Raw genomic sequence first — 15,768 nt, 5'->3', positions numbered from 1 at the left:
GATGTCATGGCTGAAAAATGGGCGTTTGAACGTGGTTCAAAGCACTATCCGGCCTGTTTGGAAGATCTTGAAAACCCTCCAAACGTGCTCTACGGAATTGGAAATTCCGAAATATTTGAAACGCCAATGCTCTCAATCGTTGGCGCTCGACGGGCAACTCCTTACGGTATTGCCCTTGCTGAAATGGCTGCCCGAGTAGCCGCGGACTGTGGGGTGACCGTTGTTTCGGGAGGCGCGATGGGATGCGATTGTGCGGCTGGTATGAGCGCTCTTGCGGCAGGAGGAAAAACAATTGCAGTACTAGGCTGTGGCGCCGATGTTGTTTACCCGCGCTCTTCAAAAAGTCTTTTTTCCGCTGCGGTAAAAGAAGGAGCGGTAATCTCGCTAGACAGTTGGGGAACTCCTCCGCGGCGCTTTGCGTTTCCGCGAAGAAATGCTGTCATTGCCGCTCTTGGCTCTGTTTTGGTGGTGACTGAAGCAGGCGTGTGTTCAGGAACCATGTCAACAGCCGAGACAGCGGAAGATCTTGGACGAAAGGTATACGCCATACCGGGGTCTATCTTTTCTCCTACGTCCGCGGGAACTAACAAACTTATCACCGACGGAGCCAGGATTATCCCGGACGAGGCGTCGCTTGCTCTGTCCCTTGCGCTTGATTTTGGAGCAACAGTTCTAAAGCAGGAAGACAAGACGTCTCCAAAAAGCCGTGTTATGTCGGCTCTTACGGCTTCTCCGTGTCGTCCGGAAGAGCTTGCCATGCGTCTTGGAGAGAATGTGTTGACGCTCATGAGGACGCTTACAGACTTTGAAGCTCAAAGGATTGTACAGAGATTGCCCGACGGCCGCTATACACCAACCCGCGAATATCATTTAGGATTAGTACAGACAGCGAATATGAATGAGCAAAGGACGTTATGACAAAGAGAGTAACTGTTATAGGGGCAGGTCTTGCAGGCAGTGAGTGTGCGCTCCAGCTTGCCGCCAGAGGGATAGAAGTCCTTTTGATAGAGCAAAGGCCCATTCACCGGTCTTTAGCACACCATACGAGCGACTTTGCAGAGCTTGTCTGCTCGAACTCTCTTAAATCGACTAAAGAGGAGAGCGCGGCGGGTATCCTGAAGCGCGAACTGACAGAAATGAAAAGTTTCCTCTTACAGATTGCGAGAGAAAACGCCGTTTCTGCAGGAGGCGCCCTGGCGGTTGACCGAAGGAAGTTTTCACGTTCGGTGACGGCTGTGGTCGAGGCGAATCCTCTCGTTAAGATTGAACGTCGGGAAGCTACAGAAATTCCTGACGGGCCTTGCGTGATTGCGGCCGGACCGCTTTGCTCGGACGCGCTGTATGCGGCGATTTCCAAGCGCGTTGGCACAGAGGGCATGTCGTTTTATGATGCTGCGGCTCCTATTGTTTCAGCGGAAAGCATCGACCGCTCGATTGTCTTTTCGCAGTCTCGTTATGAAAAAGCAGGGCGAGGGGATTATCTCAACTGTCCTTTCAATAAAAACGAATATGAAGCTTTTATCCGTGAGCTTATCGGCGCGCAGCGCGTCGTCTCCCGCGAATTTGAGCAGGCTGATTTATTTCAGGCGTGCCAGCCTGTAGAGGAGGTGGCGCGCACAGGATTTGAGTCGCTTCGTTTTGGCGCTCTCAAACCGGTAGGACTCATTGATCCAAGAGACGGCAGACGGCCTTGGGCGGCAGTGCAGCTTCGTGCTGAAAATGAGGCAGCGACCGCGTACAATCTTGTGGGTTTTCAGACCAACCTTACCTGGGGCGAACAAAAACGTGTCTTCACGATGATTCCGGGACTTGCGCAGGCAGAGTTTGTGCGCTACGGCGTTATGCACAGAAATTCATTCGTTGATGCGCCTCATACGCTGACCGATACATTTGCGATTCCGCACTCATGCGTTCGGCTCGCGGGACAGATTACCGGCACAGAGGGCTACGTGGAAGCGATTGCTTCTGGTTTGCTTGCGGCGCTCAATACCTATGCGGATCTGGTTGGTGCTTCTCAGATGCACCTTCCCACAACGGGAGCCCTGGGTTCTCTAGTAGCTTATGCGACTAATCCAAACACTACGGACTACCAGCCCATGCACGTCAATTTCGGACTCTTTCCGCCGCTTGATACGGAGATAAAGAAGAAAGATGAACGCCGTGCTCGTATGACGCAAAGAGCGCATGAAGATTTTGACGCCTATCTGCGCCTCAGAAGCGATCTCTTTGGCCAAAGGAGCGATGATCAATGACACAGGCCTTTGATGATGCAGCCTATATAGATATGTTCCTGACATATTTGAAATCGGTGCGCAATCTGTCCGACAATACCGTGCGGGCTTATGCGACAGATCTCTCGTCGTATGCCGCGTGGTGCGGGCGAGAAGAACTTAGCATGCTTCAGGCAACACATCGAAGCCTTCGCTCCTATCTGTCCTATCTCAATCGAGCCCAATACTCTGCACGCACACGCAACAGGCATCTTTCAGCTCTCAGAGGATTTTATAAGTGGCTGAACAAAGAGGGTTATCTTGAAGCGGATCCCTCGCTTATTTTGACAAGCCCGCGTACTTCTCGCCGTCTTCCCAAGACCATGTCGGATGAAGATGCAAAAAGACTTCTTGCATCATGCGACGTACATACGTCATCCGGCTTGCGAGATAGGGCAATCCTTGAGTTCATGTATGCGACGGGCGCTCGTATCTCAGAGATCGCACGTCTTGACAGGGGAGACCTTATGCTGCGGCAAGGTGTCGTGAGGCTGTTTGGTAAAGGTTCAAAAGAGCGTGATGTCCCGCTCTATAAGACCGCGTGCGACTGGCTGGAGCTCTATCTTTATGAAGCTAGGCCGAAGCTTTTGGCAAAAAGCAGAACATCACTCAAAGTTGCGCCGGCTGAGGAGGCTCTCTTTCTCTCAAATCGTGGCCGCCGCATGAGCGCGGACGTGCTCAGAAAAATGTTTGAGGCCCATGTGCTGGAAGCGGGGCTTGATTCAGGTCTTACGCCGCATGCCATGAGGCATACGTTTGCGACAGAGCTCCTTACTGGTGGCGCTGATTTACGCGTCGTGCAGGAGCTTTTGGGCCACCAGAGTCTGTCGACAACGCAAATCTATACGCACCTTTCGATTGAGCGTCTCAAAGATGCAGCAAAACAAGCGCATCCGCGGGCTGAATCTGACTAAATCGTGGTATACTACCGCCCGGTTGTGTAAATGCACAGCCTGCCGCTGCCAAGCGGCACAATCACACACGCACGACTACTCATCGTCTGTGGTGCTCAAAGCTCAAGCCAGGTTTTGGGTTGATTGATGGGAAAGACCCCGTGCGGAGGTTAAACCAGGAGGTTACTTATGGCTGCAAAGATTACTATCCAAACCCTGCTTGATGCCGGCTGCCACTATGGCCACCAGACCCGCCGCTGGAACCCTAAGATGAAGCCGTATATCTTCGGCGATCGCAATGGTATTTACATCATTGACCTCAAGCAGACCATGCTTGGCGCTGACAAGGCTTACACCTTTTTGAAAGATCTTGCTTCTAAGGGTGGCCGCATTCTTTTTGTCGGCACCAAAAAGCAGGCTCAGGAGCCTATTGCTACTCAGGCCGCGCGTGCTTCCATGCCCTACATCAATCAGCGCTGGCTTGGCGGCATGCTCACTAACTTTGTCACCATGCGTTCCCGCATTCAGCACATGGAAGAGCTTGAGGCCATGGTTGAGGACGGCCGCATGGACGCTCTGCCCAAAAAGGAGCAGGCGCTTCGCAACAAGGAGCTTGCTAAGCTTCAGCTGAACCTGGGTGGCGTTCGCGATATGAACAAGCTTCCCGACGCTCTCTTTGTCATCGACTCAAAGCGTGAGGAGAACGCGGTTCGCGAGGCAAATCGCCTTCACATCCCCGTGGTTTCGCTTCTTGACACAAACTCCGACCCTGACGTTATCGACTACGGCATTCCCGCAAACGATGATGCTATCCGCTCCATTTCTTTGATGTGCGAACTTGCCGCCGACGCAATCCTTGCCGGCAGCGGTAAAGAGCAGATTTCCGCAGAGGAAATGAGCGCTCCGCAGGCGAGCGAAGAGGAGGCGCCTAAGGCCGAGCAGGCAGAAGAAGCTCCTCAGGCTGAATAGGTCCACCTAAGCAAGCAATACGTACGCAAGTACGCAATTATTCCTACGATCCCCAAGGAGGGGAACATGGCACAAATTACTGCAGCCCTTGTCAAGCAGCTCCGCGATATGACGAGTTCTCCTATGATGGAATGCAAGAAGGCACTCGTTGAAGCCGATGGCGACATTGATAAGGCGATTGATATTCTGCGCACCATGGGCGTTGCCAAGGCCGTCAAGCGCGCGGGTCGCGAGACTAATGAAGGCACCATTGCAACGTTCATTTCACCCGATTGTACCAAGGGCGCAATCCTTGAGCTTTCGTGCGAAACTGACTTTGTGGGTACCAACCCGCAGTTTACTGGCTTTGCAAGCGATTTAGCCGAGGCCGTTGTTGAGAGTGATCCTTCCGATGTCGACGCGTTCCTCACGTCAAAATTCGGTGAGGGCACCGTACAGGAAGCTCTGACGGATAAGATTCACAACATTGGCGAAAACATGCGTATTTTGCGCTTCGCCCGTGTTCAGGTTTCTTCCGGCGCTCTTTCAAGCTACATTCACCTCGGCGGCAAACTTGCGACGGTTGTTACCTTTGAGTTTGACAAGCCCGAGACCCGTGATTCTGAGGACTTCAAAAACTTCGCCCATGACGTCGCCATGCAGGTAGCCGCAGCCGCTCCGGTTGCTGCTCGCCGCGAGGATGTGCCTGCTGACATCGTTGAGCATGAGCTCTCCATCTACAAGGCTCAGGCTGCTGAGTCTGGCAAGCCCGAGGCTATTCAGGAGAGAATGGCACAGGGTCGTCTTGAGAAGTACTACAAGGAGAATGTCCTTACCGAGCAGGCCTTCGTTAAGGATCCCGACATGTCCATCAACGAGTACGCGAAGCTCGTTTCCAAAAAGGTCGACGACAACGTTCAAGTCGTCAGCTTCGTTCGTTTTTCCTTTGGCGAGTAGCCGCTGAGAGAACGACTCAGAAAAAGCCAGCTGCTTGCAGTTGGCTTTTTCTTTATGCGAAGCGTGTGCGTTGGTTGTGCTTGAGGCGAGTTGAGCTTGGGTCGTCTGATAAAATGTTCAGCGATTGTACGTTTGCGCGGAAGTGGAGGGTGTCTTGTCGAACTATACCTATAAAAGAGTGCTTCTCAAGCTTTCCGGCGAGGCTTTGATGGGCGAGCAGAACTTCGGGATTGATCCTTCCATTCCCGAGCAGCTGGCTCGAGAAATTAAGCCCGTCTGGGAGTCCGGTGTTCAAATCGCCGTTGTAGTAGGCGGCGGCAACATCTTCCGCGGCGTCTCACAGGCAGCGGCTGGTATGGATCGCGCCCAAGGAGACAACATGGGTATGCTTGCTACTGTCATCAATGCCCTGTCTCTGCAGGACTGCTTTGAGCGTCACGGCATGGACTGCCGTGTGATGAGCGCTATCACCATGGCGCAGATTGCAGAGCCCTACATCCGCCGCCGCGCCATCCGCCATCTTGAGAAGGGACGTATCGTCATCTTTGCCGCTGGCACGGGCAATCCTTATTTCACTACGGATACTGCAGCGGCGCTTCGCGCATGCGAGATAGGCGCTGAGGCTCTTATGAAGGCAACCAAGGTTGACGGCATCTACGATTGTGATCCGGTGCTCAATCCTCAGGCTGTCAAATTTGACGTGGTGACGTACAAGGACGTGTTGACGAAAGAGCTTAAGGTTATGGATGCTGCGGCGATTGCGTTGTGCCGTGACAATAAAATGCCAATCATTGTATTTGATATGGGTACCGAAGGCGTCTTCCACGATGCTATCTGTGGCAAGAACGTCGGTACGACCGTTGTTGAGGAGGACTTATGAGCGTCTACACCGACAAGGCAAAATCTTCAATGGATAAGGGCATTGAAGCCTTGAAGAACAACTTTGCTCGCGTTCGCACCGGCCGCGCAAACCCGCATGCGCTTGACCCCATCAAGGTCGATTATTATGGCCAGCTTACGCCTATTATGCAGCTTGCCGCAGTGAAGGTTCCTGAGGCCTCCCTGCTGGTAATTGAGCCTTGGGATAAGACTTCGCTCAAGGCTATCGAAAAAGCGATTGAGGCGTCTGATTTGGGAATCACTCCTTCCAATGACGGCGTAGCTATCCGTCTGCCGTTCCCTATGCCGACCGAAGAGCGCCGCCGTGAGCTCGCAAAGGAATGCGCCGGCCTTGCCGAAGAAGCGCGCATCGCAATCAGAAACGTGCGCCGCGACATTAACGGCAAGATTGAGCGGGACGAGGAACTCTCGGAAGACGAGCAGTCGCATGAGAAAAAGCAGATCCAAAAACTCACCGACAACTCAGTTGCCGAGATTGAAAAGCTCCTCAAGGCAAAGACCGCTGAGGTCATGGAGATCTAGATGCAGTTTGACAAGGCAAAACTGGCTGCGTTTTACCGCGATGCTCCCGGGGATATCTCGCTTGACGCGCTTGATATGAGTCGTATGCCCGCTCATGTTTCCATCATCATGGATGGCAACGGGCGCTGGGCGCAGGCGCGCGGTCTTGAACGCTCACAAGGCCATCTAGCGGGCGTCGCGTCGCTTCGTGAAACGGTGACAACAGCTGTCCGTCTTGGCCTGGACGTACTTTCGGTCTACGCGTTTTCAACGGAGAATTGGAATCGCTCGCAAAAAGAAGTTACCTTTTTGATGCAGCTTTTTGCCGAAACGCTCTTGAACGAGCTGCCGCTCTTTCATCAGGAGCAGGTAAAGCTCCGCTTTTTTGGCGACCTTGAAGCTCTTCCTCAAAAGACGCAGGAAACCTTTAAGCAGGGGCTCGCAGAAACCGCCAATAACACCGGTATGGTCTTTGCGCTTGCCGTCAATTACGGCGCCCGCGCTGAACTCGCCCGCGCCGCCGCACTTCTCGCCGCAGAGGCAAAAGCGGGAAGCATTGATCCTGCAAGCATAGGACCGGCAGATGTCGAGAAGTACCTCTACACCGCGGGACTGCCCGACCCTGATTTGCTCATTCGCACCTCAGGAGAGCTGCGCCTCTCCAACTATCTTCTGTGGCAGATTGCATACTCGGAGATGTATGTGACGCCAACGCTGTGGCCTGATTTCACGCGCTGGGATTTTCTGCGTGCGCTCGTGGCCTTTCAGGCACGGGAACGGCGTTTTGGAGGTGTGGCTTCATGACAAAGGAACGCAAGCCTGTGAGCCCGGCTTTAGAGGAAGTTTCGTATACGCCTCCCGAACCTGCCGGCTTGGACAGGCAGATAGATAAACTTGAGGACAGGCGGTCGCAAAAAGAGCCACTGCGCGCTGAAGGAAACCTTTTTGGTCAGCGTGTGCGCGAATGGACAGAAAAGCTCCTCACTCGCTCGCTTTCAGGCGCGATTTATGCCTTTATCGTGCTTGCCTGTCTGTATGCGGGTATTGACGCTACAACGGTATTGATAGCCGCGATTGGCTGGGTATGCTGCTCAGAGTTCTTTCACATCTGCCGTTTGGGCGGACGTATGCCCAATGAACCGTTGGGCTTGACCTTTGCGGTGGTATTTCCTATTTTGGCTCGTTTCGGATCATACGGAGTATTCGGCTCTTTGCTTATCTTGCTTATGTTTTGCGGAGCATGGTACGTTTTAACGCCGCGGGCCAACCTTGCTGACGTAGCGGTAACCTGTTTTGGCCCTGTCTATACTTCGCTGGCCTATGCCACCATCGTGATGTTTCGCTCGGCTGAGCCGTCGTTTTCGATACCTTGGCTGACGCTCGCGGTGATGGTATCCGTGTGGGCCAATGACTCGTTTGCGTTTTTCGTGGGATCCAAGTTTGGCAGACACAAAATGGCGCCCCGCATTTCTCCAAAGAAAAGCTGGGAAGGCTTTTACGGCGGTCTTGTAGGGTCTGTTTTGGTATGGGTCTTGGTAAGCACGTTCAGCCCTACCTTTCACATGCCCGTGTGGTGGGGAATTGCGGCCGGTCTCTTTGAGGGCATCTTCGCGGTCATCGGCGATCTTTTTGAATCGCGTATCAAGCGTGGTGTTGGCATAAAAGACTCCGGTACTATCATGCCTGGTCATGGAGGTCTTCTTGACCGTTCCGATTCAATGATTTTTGGCAGCGTGGCCGCTTTGTTATTCCTGAATTTTTCGTTTTACTTTATGGGAGCGCTTCTGTTTTTATGAGTATCTTTGAGGACACAGCGCCGCGTGCGCCGCGACGACGGCCTTTGCGCGTCGCCATACTGGGCTGCTCCGGCTCAGTCGGTTCGCAGACGCTGGATGTATGCCGCCATCATCGCGATAAGGTGCAGGTTGTTGCCCTTGCAGTGCACTCGTCGATTGCGCCACTTGCGGCCGCCGCACGTGAGTTTAAGCCCGCCTATATCGCCGTTGCCAATGAAAAGTGCCAGCATGACGCTCTTCTCGCCGATTTGCCCGAAGGGTGCAAGGTAACCTTTGGCGCTAAAGCGGTCAGCGCCCTTGCGGAGCTTGACGAGGTGGACTGCGTTGTCAACGCCGTTGTGGGCGAAGCGGGTATCTACGCTGGGTACGCAGCGCTCAAAGCAGGAAAGACGCTGGCCTATGCCAACAAAGAGTCAATCGTGGTCGGCGGCGACCTTCTGATGCCGCTTGTGCGCCCCGGCCAACTTGTGCCTGTAGATTCCGAGCACAGCGCCATTTTTCAGTGTCTTGCAGGTGAACGACTCTCAGAGCTGTCAAAACTATGGCTGACCTGCTCAGGCGGGCCATTTTTTGGCATGACGCGAGAAGAGCTTGCGCATGTGAGCGTTGCGGACGCCCTTGCTCACCCCACCTGGTCGATGGGAGCCAAAATCTCGATTGATTCGGCGACGCTCATGAACAAAGGTCTCGAAATACTCGAAGCCCATCATCTTTTTGAGACGTCCATCGACGATATTCATGTATTGGTTCACCGGCAAAGCCGCATTCATTCCATGGTTGAATTTATTGACGGCTCCGTAAAAGGTCAGCTTGGCCCCTCTGACATGCGCATTCCTATTCAGTACGCCCTGAGTTATCCTGAGCGCTGGCAAACCGTGGCAACGCCTGTCATGTGGGGGACTTGCGATCCTCTTACCTGCGAGGAAGTCGATGAGAAAACTTTCGGCTGTCTGGCGCTTGCGAAGGAAGCTGGTAGAGTCGGCGGAACGCAGCCCTGCGTCATGAACGCTGCTAATGAAGTTGCCAACGAGGCCTTCCGTTTAGACAAAATCGGTTTTCTCGACATTGAGCATATTGTTTCTTCCGTTATGGAGACAATCCCAAGAGAGACCGTTGAGAGTATCGAACAACTCTCCGAGATTGATACACATGCCCGCGCGCTTGCTCAGGCATGCGTGCTGAAAGGGTAGGATTTGAACATCTTGAGCGTACTGTCGCCTATTTTTTGGGGACTCGTAGTTCTTTCGATTTTAGTCTTCGTGCATGAAGCTGGCCATTATCTTGCCGCTCGCGCGTTTGGCGTGCGCGTCACTGAGTTCTTCTTGGGCATGCCGTTTCGCTATAAGCTCTCCTATAAGAGCGCGTCTCACGGTACAGAGATAGGCGTGACACCGCTGCTTTTGGGCGGCTACACACGCATTTGCGGCATGGAGGGCGAGAATAACGAGTATCTTGCGCCCGTGCTCCTTCTTGTACAGAAAAAGGGCCATGTCACGGTAGGCGAGGTTGCTTCCGAGCTCAACATAGCACCTGATACAGCCCTTGAGGCGCTCACGATTCTTACCGATTGGGCTGCCATTGAGTCCTGCGAACAGCATGAAAGCGGCGCAAAGGCAGACGATGAAGCTCTGATTACGTATCAGACCTTGGCGCGCGACGCTCTGCTTCGAACCGAATACGACCGCGGGCACGATTTTTCTTTGGAAGGCTCAACAAAGGCAGGCGAAGCCCACGACCCCTCCATGAAAGCCGAGGCGTTTCTCGCCCAGGAGCGCTCGCATACCTACCTTGGCGCCAGCATTCCCAAGCGCATCGTGATGTTGCTCGGCGGCATTGTGGTCAACGTGCTTCTCGCCCTTGTGCTGGTTGCAGGTTCGCTGATGATTGTCGGCATCGCGGTTCCTCAAAACACTCCTCAGATTGGCGCTGTCGAAGAGAAGTCGCTTGCGGCACTCGCGGGTCTGAAACAGGGCGACACCATTACCGCTATCAACGGAAAAGTGGTATCTTCCTGGACGGATATGAGCGAGGAAATTCACTCGGCGCTGTCCAATCAGAGTAACCTGACTGTCTCATATACTCGTGAGGGCATACAGCTTGAAACAGTCGTCAATCCAAAGCTTAAGCCGGAAGCAAAGATCATTGGCATTTCGCCTACAACGGCGCAGTATCGCCTTTCACTTCCCGAGGCGCTGTCCACATCGTTTGCCTATGCCGGCAAAGTAGCGCAGTTCGCCGGTAGCCTTTTGATTCCGACGCAGACCATGAACGTGCTCAATCAGTCGTCTTCTGTGGTCGGTATTTCCGTGATGGCGTCCAGGGCAGCTCAGTCCGGCGCGACGGATTTGATTATGATTATCGCTATGATCTCCATGTCGCTGGGCTTCATGAATTTACTGCCCATTCCTCCGCTTGACGGCGGCAAGATACTGATAGAGATTATCCAGGTGATTATTGGCCGCCCGCTTTCCGTAAAGACGCAAAATATCCTCACCTATATCGGACTGGCGTTTTTCCTGTTCATTTTTGTCGTTGCGCTCAAAAATGACATTTTTCGACTGATTTTCAGATAGCTGGTGAGCGTATGGCTGAAATTGCTCGTAACATAACGCATCCCGTGATGGTCGGTTCTGTGCAGGTAGGCGGTGGCGCTCCGGTGTCCGTGCAGTCTATGTGCACCGCCAAGACCGCGGACGCCGCCGCAACGCTTGCGCAAATCAAAACGCTTGCGGACGCCGGGTGTGAAATTATTCGCGTGGCTATTCCCGAAGCTCGCTCTCTTGCGGGATTTCATGAGGTATGTCGTCAAAGTCCGCTTCCCGTTGTTGCCGACATTCACTTTGACTTTCGACTGGCCGTTGAGGCCGCTCGCTTAGGCGCCTCCGCGCTCCGCGTCAATCCCGGCAACATCGGTTCATGGGAGCGCGTGGACGCGGTTATCGAGGCGGCGCAGGAGGCCCATATCCCCATACGCATTGGCGTAAATGCGGGATCTCTTGCCAAGGAGTTTGATACGCACTCTGATATGACGCTTGTCGAGAAGCTCGTAGCCTCCTCAGTGTCGTTCACAAAGCATTTCCGTGCGCGTGGCTTTGACGACATCGTGCTTTCCGCAAAGGCTCACGATGTTCCCACAACACTTGCCGTTTATCGAGCGCTTTCCCATGAGCTTCCGGAAGTGCCCCTGCATGTAGGGGTGACCGAGGCAGGAACGCTTCGCCAGGGTACAGTGAAAAACGCCGCTGCCGTGGGGATTCTTCTTGAGGAGGGGATAGGCGACACCATGCGCCTCTCGCTTACGGCTGATCCGGTGGAAGAGGTATATGTGGCCTGGGAGCTTCTGGCCGCGCTTGGTCTGCGCCGCAACAAGCCAGAACTTGTTAGCTGTCCTACCTGCGGACGTTGCGGCGTCAACATGATTCCCATTGCCGAAGAGGTTTCTGCACGTCTTGAAAGCGTTCACGCGCCAATCTCCGTTGCCGTTATGGGATGCGTGGTAAACGGCCCCGGTGAGGCGCGTGGCGTTGATATAGGCGTTGCCTGCGGTAAGGGGAGAGCGGTCCTTTTTGAGCACGGCGTTCCTACCAAGAAAATAGCCGAAAAAGACATCGTTGATGAGCTTTTCCATGAAATAGAGACGCGATTTAGCGAGAAGTCGGACGATTCGGGCGAGAACAAAACAAGTAAACTGTAAAGGAAATTTTGAGGCGAGAAGTTCTTCTCGCCTTATGCCATGAGGAAGGAACAATCTTGAAGCATTGGGTAAAGATGTCGTCACTGTATGCGCCGACCTTGAAAGAAGACCCGGCCGAAGCGGTGCTTGCCAGCCACAGACTCTTACTCCGTGCGGGCATGATTCGCAAGACTGCTGCGGGATTGTACAGCTATCTTCCGCTTGCCTGGCGCTCTCTTCACAAGATTGAAAAGATTATCCGGGACGAAATGGACGGCATTGGCGCTCAAGAGATTCTTGTTCCCATTCTTACCCCGGCTGAGCTCTGGGAAGAGTCGGGTCGCTGGGACGTGTACGGGCCGGAGCTCATGCGTCTGCACGACCGCCACGAGCGCAAGTTCGCGCTTGGCCCTACTCATGAGGAGACGTTTACGGATCTGGTGCGCAATGAGCTTAAAAGCTACAAGCAGCTGCCGGTAACGCTCTATCAGATTCAAGACAAGTTCCGAGACGAAATGCGTCCACGCTTTGGCCTTATGCGCGGCCGCGAATTCATTATGAAGGACGCTTATTCCTTCTCGTCTACGCAGGAGTCGCTGCAGGAGTGCTATGATGCGGAAAAGGCAGCGTACGCCCGTATTTGCGAGCGTACCGGCATTCGCGCTTTGCCTGTTATCGCGGACTCCGGCCAGATTGGTGGCGACACATCCGTTGAGTTCATGGCGCTTGCTGATGCGGGCGAGGCGGCGCTCGTGTATTGCGACTGCGGTTACGCGGCTGATACCGAGGCGGCAACCGTTGCGGTTCACGTTGAAGAGGGAAGCGCGGGCGAGCTCGAGAAGGTCTCTACGCCCGGAGTGAGTACCATTGAAGCGCTTGCTGAGTTTTTACACGTCAGCGAGGGTGCGACGCGCAAGGCGTTGGCGCTTATCGACGGCGACGGCCAGCCGGTAGTTTGTTTTGTTCCCGGCACCCATGAGTTGAATGAAGTCAAAGGTGAGCATGCCTTTGGCGCCTACCATCTTATGAGTGATGAGGAGCTTAAAGAGAACGGCCTGGTCAAAGGCTTTATCGGCCCTAAAGATTTGCCCGCTGGCGTGCGCGCGGTAGCGGATATTTCTTTGCGAGACTCCGAATGGTGGCTTATAGGCGCAAACGAGAAGAACTTCCATTTTGCGCATGCAAAGCCTGGTCGCGACTTTGAGATTGACGCGTGGGTAGACGTGGTGACAGCTCGCGAGGGGGATTTGTGTCCTCAGTGCGGCAAGCCCCTTCATGAGGCGCGCGGCATTGAGGTTTCGCAAGTCTTTCAGTTGGGAACTAAGTATTCCGAAGCGCTTGGCGCGACCTTTACCGCTGAAGACGGCAGTGAGCAGCCTTTCTTGATGGGTTGTTACGGCATTGGCGTTTCTCGTCTGCTTGCTGCTGTAGTTGAACAGCATAACGACGAACACGGTATTATCTGGCCGGTTTGCGTTGCTCCTTATGAAGTCGAACTTATTCCTCTGAGCGTAGGCGACGATCTTGTATGGCCGATTGCCGAGCAGCTTGCCGACGCGTTTGTCGTCGCTGGTTTGGAGACTGTCGTAGATGATAGAGACGAACGTCCCGGCGTCAAGTTCGCTGACGCCGATCTTATCGGCTTGCCCTGGCAGGTTATCGTAGGCAAGCGCGGTGCGGCAAACGGCGTGGCTGAGGTCAAGAACCGCGAAACTGGCGAGCGCTTTGATGTGCCGTTTGATGAAGTTGCCGAGTGGCTTGTTGCGCGCGTGGCTCCGCTCAGGCAGCTGTAGAGCATCTGTAGAGCTGTCGGCATTTTCTCGTGGCATTTTTCTCATGCAATCCGGGTTTTTCGCTTGCATGGCTCGCTTACTCTGATATAGTAGTTCCGCACCACTTCCGGGGAATTAGCTCAGCTGGGAGAGCGCATGACTGGCAGTCATGAGGTCAGGGGTTCGATCCCCCTATTCTCCACCATACATGACAGGCGGCGGGAAACCGTCGCCTTTTTCATACGGGCTCATGGCGCAACGGTTAGCGCAGGGGACTCATAATCCCTGGGTTGTAGGTTCAAATCCTACTGGGCCCACCAACTACTCAGCCTGGCAAGATACTATCTTGTCAGGTTTTTTAGGAGACCACGAGAGGGTGCTATGCGATGCAGGCGCTTCTTACATGGGAGACCGGTAAAGGTATTTCTTAAAATGAGATTACGTCTTGTGTGCGTGAGGGTAGAATATTTCATACTATTGCTGTCGGTAATTTTGTTGATACCTGTTGTTTGGTGAAAGGGGAGCAATGACTCCTGAAACTCGCTCAATGAAGCTCGTCAGCTTGTTTTTGCTGGCTGGTGGTCTTCTCGGCTTGGTAGTTGTAGTGATTACGGTTATCGGAAATGGACCAAAACTAGATTCAGCGCTTTTCCTCTTTGCGTGTATGATCGCTATTCTCGAAGGCGGATATGCCGCACGAGCCGCCAACGTTCCTAATCAGGCAGCAGAAGCGTTTTCGATGCTTTTTGGAGCAACCGCAGTATTGGCAATCAGTACCGTCGTTCAGGTGGTGACAGCGCAAAGTCTTACAATATTGAGTGCTGAACAACTGGTTCTTCTCGCCCTGTCGGTATTCGTTACCTTTGGATCGCGTCGGGTAAAGAAGTCACTTGAGGCAAAATAGAACAGAATCTCATACGAGCCTAGAATTGCGAGTTATTTTTTGATATGATTTGCAGGCGCTTATCGGGCGATTAGCTCAGGGGTAGAGCAATGCCTTCACACGGCAGAGGTCACAAGTTCAAATCTTGTATCGCCCACCAGAAAAGATGAAGCTGAGACTCAATCTTGGATCTCAGCTTTTTTGTGTCAGAAATGACTGTTAAATAGGACTGTTAAACGGTGTTGTTTAGTGAGTAAAGACCGCCGCCGAAACAACATTGACCGCAAGCCATACGTCGAAAAACGTCAGCGCAAGGGCAATTATTGAAAACGTGATGGGAATACAGAAGCGTTTCTTTGTCACTACATGGTTCTTCCTATCCTTGAGCCACCATACAAACGTGCGTATAAGGCTAACGGTTACCACAAGCCAGGCAACAAAAATCAGAATGGCAATAGGGAAGGCCCAGGAGTTGACGAGGGCTTCCAGTGATTGGATTGTGAGACCAAAAATAGCAGCAATGAGAATAATAGGCCAAAAAAGAATTACAAGCACCGCTCCCATATCAAAGCACCCACTTTATCGTTACTCGGCCACCTCTTTAAAACAGTATAATTCATTAAAATTATCGTTTTCTTAAGAATGGATTAAGAATCGATATGTGAAGAATGATGTCTGAAGCGCCATCTTAAACCTGGATAAATCTTTGATACACTTCATAGGAAGATGTCACTTAAACCGTACTTTGATCTGGGAGGCGCAGCTACATGTCCGAAACATCAGAAAATCCTGTTGAGCTTTTTGGAATGTACGTAGCGCATGTCGGTATTAATGCGCAAGAACCTGAAGAAGCAGAGGCTGTTGCCGACCGGTTTTCATTGCTCATGGGTCTTCCCAAAAGAGAGATGGAACCGTCGTTCTTCTCGGGAACGCTTGTTGAAATCATGAAGCAAAACGGTCGCGGTGAGAAGGGGCACATCGGTTTTCACGTGGACGATTTGCCTACGGCGGAAAAGTGGTTTGAAGCGCGTGGGTTTGAGATAGACGAGTCTTCTCGGCGCCTCATGCCTGATGGCAGTACTTTTCTTGTCTACTTCAAGGAGCAGATTGCCGGTTTTGCAATTCATCTGACGGTCGCTGAGTGAGAGCTGACTGCACTTCCGCTCATTGCTGGG

The 15,768-nt window shown here is 53.1% G+C and carries 16 protein-coding genes and 3 tRNA genes; 18 read left to right on the top strand and 1 reads right to left on the bottom strand.

Annotated features, from left to right (window positions below; translation table 11 throughout):
- Positions 1-6 precede the first annotated feature (6 nt).
- From HMPREF1527_RS01990 to HMPREF1527_RS01910, 17 genes are all read left to right on the top strand, one after another.
- Entirely contained in the window at positions 7-918 is a 912-nt protein-coding gene (locus HMPREF1527_RS01990; protein ID WP_016477033.1) for a DNA-processing protein DprA, read from the top strand.
- Positions 915-2,252 carry a methylenetetrahydrofolate--tRNA-(uracil(54)-C(5))-methyltransferase (FADH(2)-oxidizing) TrmFO gene (trmFO, locus tag HMPREF1527_RS01985; RefSeq protein ID WP_016477032.1) on the top strand — a complete coding sequence of 446 codons (1,338 nt, stop codon included), beginning with the start codon at positions 915-917 and terminating at the stop codon, positions 2,250-2,252. The genes HMPREF1527_RS01990 and trmFO overlap by 4 nt, the downstream gene beginning before the upstream one ends.
- A complete protein-coding gene (locus HMPREF1527_RS01980; RefSeq protein ID WP_016477031.1) occupies positions 2,249-3,184 on the top strand; it encodes a tyrosine recombinase XerC in 936 nt (311 codons plus the stop codon). Before trmFO ends, HMPREF1527_RS01980 begins: the two co-directional genes overlap by 4 nt.
- A 168-nt stretch (positions 3,185-3,352) precedes the next feature.
- The gene (gene rpsB / locus HMPREF1527_RS01975) at positions 3,353-4,132 is read left to right on the top strand and encodes a 30S ribosomal protein S2 (RefSeq protein WP_016477030.1); all 780 of its coding nucleotides are present in this window, start codon (positions 3,353-3,355) and stop codon (positions 4,130-4,132) included.
- 66 nt (positions 4,133-4,198) lie between these two features.
- The gene (gene tsf, locus HMPREF1527_RS01970) at positions 4,199-5,068 is read left to right on the top strand and encodes a translation elongation factor Ts (protein WP_016477029.1); all 870 of its coding nucleotides are present in this window, start codon (positions 4,199-4,201) and stop codon (positions 5,066-5,068) included.
- 154 nt (positions 5,069-5,222) lie between these two features.
- On the top strand, positions 5,223-5,948 hold the full coding sequence (pyrH, locus tag HMPREF1527_RS01965) for a UMP kinase (RefSeq protein ID WP_016477028.1): 726 nt from the start codon (positions 5,223-5,225) through the stop codon (positions 5,946-5,948).
- Positions 5,945-6,490, top strand: a complete 546-nt coding sequence (gene frr, locus HMPREF1527_RS01960; RefSeq protein ID WP_016477027.1) for a ribosome recycling factor — start codon at positions 5,945-5,947, stop codon at positions 6,488-6,490. Before pyrH ends, frr begins: the two co-directional genes overlap by 4 nt.
- Positions 6,491-7,273 (top strand): polyprenyl diphosphate synthase, encoded by a 783-nt coding sequence (uppS, locus tag HMPREF1527_RS01955; RefSeq protein WP_016477026.1) that lies wholly within the window; start codon positions 6,491-6,493, stop codon positions 7,271-7,273.
- On the top strand, positions 7,270-8,265 hold the full coding sequence (locus HMPREF1527_RS01950) for a phosphatidate cytidylyltransferase (protein ID WP_016477025.1): 996 nt from the start codon (positions 7,270-7,272) through the stop codon (positions 8,263-8,265). Before uppS ends, HMPREF1527_RS01950 begins: the two co-directional genes overlap by 4 nt.
- A complete protein-coding gene (gene dxr / locus HMPREF1527_RS01945) occupies positions 8,262-9,455 on the top strand; it encodes a 1-deoxy-D-xylulose-5-phosphate reductoisomerase (RefSeq protein ID WP_016477024.1) in 1,194 nt (397 codons plus the stop codon). The genes HMPREF1527_RS01950 and dxr overlap by 4 nt, the downstream gene beginning before the upstream one ends.
- Positions 9,456-9,467: 12 nt before the next feature.
- Complete coding sequence (locus HMPREF1527_RS01940) at positions 9,468-10,838, top strand: RIP metalloprotease (RefSeq protein WP_016477023.1); 1,371 nt, start codon at positions 9,468-9,470, stop codon at positions 10,836-10,838.
- A gap of 11 nt (positions 10,839-10,849) precedes the next feature.
- Positions 10,850-11,959, top strand: coding sequence for a flavodoxin-dependent (E)-4-hydroxy-3-methylbut-2-enyl-diphosphate synthase (gene ispG, locus HMPREF1527_RS01935; protein WP_016477022.1), 1,110 nt, complete (start codon positions 10,850-10,852; stop codon positions 11,957-11,959).
- A gap of 56 nt (positions 11,960-12,015) precedes the next feature.
- Positions 12,016-13,731, top strand: coding sequence for a proline--tRNA ligase (locus HMPREF1527_RS01930; protein WP_016477021.1), 1,716 nt, complete (start codon positions 12,016-12,018; stop codon positions 13,729-13,731).
- A gap of 108 nt (positions 13,732-13,839) precedes the next feature.
- A tRNA-Ala gene (locus HMPREF1527_RS01925) sits at positions 13,840-13,915 on the top strand.
- A 39-nt stretch (positions 13,916-13,954) separates the two neighbouring features.
- Positions 13,955-14,030: transfer RNA gene (locus tag HMPREF1527_RS01920), tRNA-Ile, on the top strand.
- Positions 14,031-14,236: 206 nt separating this feature from the next.
- On the top strand, positions 14,237-14,614 hold the full coding sequence (locus HMPREF1527_RS01915) for a hypothetical protein (protein ID WP_016477020.1): 378 nt from the start codon (positions 14,237-14,239) through the stop codon (positions 14,612-14,614).
- A gap of 64 nt (positions 14,615-14,678) precedes the next feature.
- Positions 14,679-14,753: transfer RNA gene (locus HMPREF1527_RS01910), tRNA-Val, on the top strand.
- An 86-nt stretch (positions 14,754-14,839) separates the two neighbouring features.
- Here the strand turns inward: HMPREF1527_RS01910 and HMPREF1527_RS01905 are convergent.
- Positions 14,840-15,157, bottom strand: a complete 318-nt coding sequence (locus HMPREF1527_RS01905) for a hypothetical protein (RefSeq protein WP_016477019.1) — start codon at positions 15,155-15,157, stop codon at positions 14,840-14,842.
- 203 nt (positions 15,158-15,360) lie between these two features.
- Here HMPREF1527_RS01905 and HMPREF1527_RS01900 point away from each other — a divergent pair, with 203 nt between their 5' ends.
- On the top strand, positions 15,361-15,738 hold the full coding sequence (locus HMPREF1527_RS01900) for a glyoxalase/bleomycin resistance/dioxygenase family protein (protein ID WP_016477018.1): 378 nt from the start codon (positions 15,361-15,363) through the stop codon (positions 15,736-15,738).
- The last annotated feature ends 30 nt before the right edge of the window (positions 15,739-15,768 follow it).

Source organism: Atopobium sp. oral taxon 199 str. F0494 (assembly GCF_000411555.1).
Classification (GTDB): domain Bacteria; phylum Actinomycetota; class Coriobacteriia; order Coriobacteriales; family Atopobiaceae; genus Lancefieldella.
This window is presented reverse-complemented; position numbering and strand designations above follow the sequence as displayed.

Bases quoted from the DNA above. Each gene is read 5' to 3' on its own strand.
- frr (WP_016477027.1), top strand. From the start codon at position 5,945: ATGAGCGTCTACACCGACAAGGCAAAATCTTCAATGGATAAGGGCATT.
- HMPREF1527_RS01905 (WP_016477019.1), bottom strand. From the start codon at position 15,157: ATGGGAGCGGTGCTTGTAATTCTTTTTTGGCCTATTATTCTCATTGCT.
- uppS (WP_016477026.1), top strand. From the start codon at position 6,491: ATGCAGTTTGACAAGGCAAAACTGGCTGCGTTTTACCGCGATGCTCCC.
- tsf (WP_016477029.1), top strand. From the start codon at position 4,199: ATGGCACAAATTACTGCAGCCCTTGTCAAGCAGCTCCGCGATATGACG.
- ispG (WP_016477022.1), top strand. From the start codon at position 10,850: ATGGCTGAAATTGCTCGTAACATAACGCATCCCGTGATGGTCGGTTCT.
- trmFO (WP_016477032.1), top strand. From the start codon at position 915: ATGACAAAGAGAGTAACTGTTATAGGGGCAGGTCTTGCAGGCAGTGAG.
- rpsB (WP_016477030.1), top strand. From the start codon at position 3,353: ATGGCTGCAAAGATTACTATCCAAACCCTGCTTGATGCCGGCTGCCAC.
- dxr (WP_016477024.1), top strand. From the start codon at position 8,262: ATGAGTATCTTTGAGGACACAGCGCCGCGTGCGCCGCGACGACGGCCT.
- HMPREF1527_RS01980 (WP_016477031.1), top strand. From the start codon at position 2,249: ATGACACAGGCCTTTGATGATGCAGCCTATATAGATATGTTCCTGACA.
- HMPREF1527_RS01915 (WP_016477020.1), top strand. From the start codon at position 14,237: ATGACTCCTGAAACTCGCTCAATGAAGCTCGTCAGCTTGTTTTTGCTG.
- HMPREF1527_RS01990 (WP_016477033.1), top strand. From the start codon at position 7: ATGGCTGAAAAATGGGCGTTTGAACGTGGTTCAAAGCACTATCCGGCC.
- HMPREF1527_RS01900 (WP_016477018.1), top strand. From the start codon at position 15,361: ATGTCCGAAACATCAGAAAATCCTGTTGAGCTTTTTGGAATGTACGTA.
- HMPREF1527_RS01950 (WP_016477025.1), top strand. From the start codon at position 7,270: ATGACAAAGGAACGCAAGCCTGTGAGCCCGGCTTTAGAGGAAGTTTCG.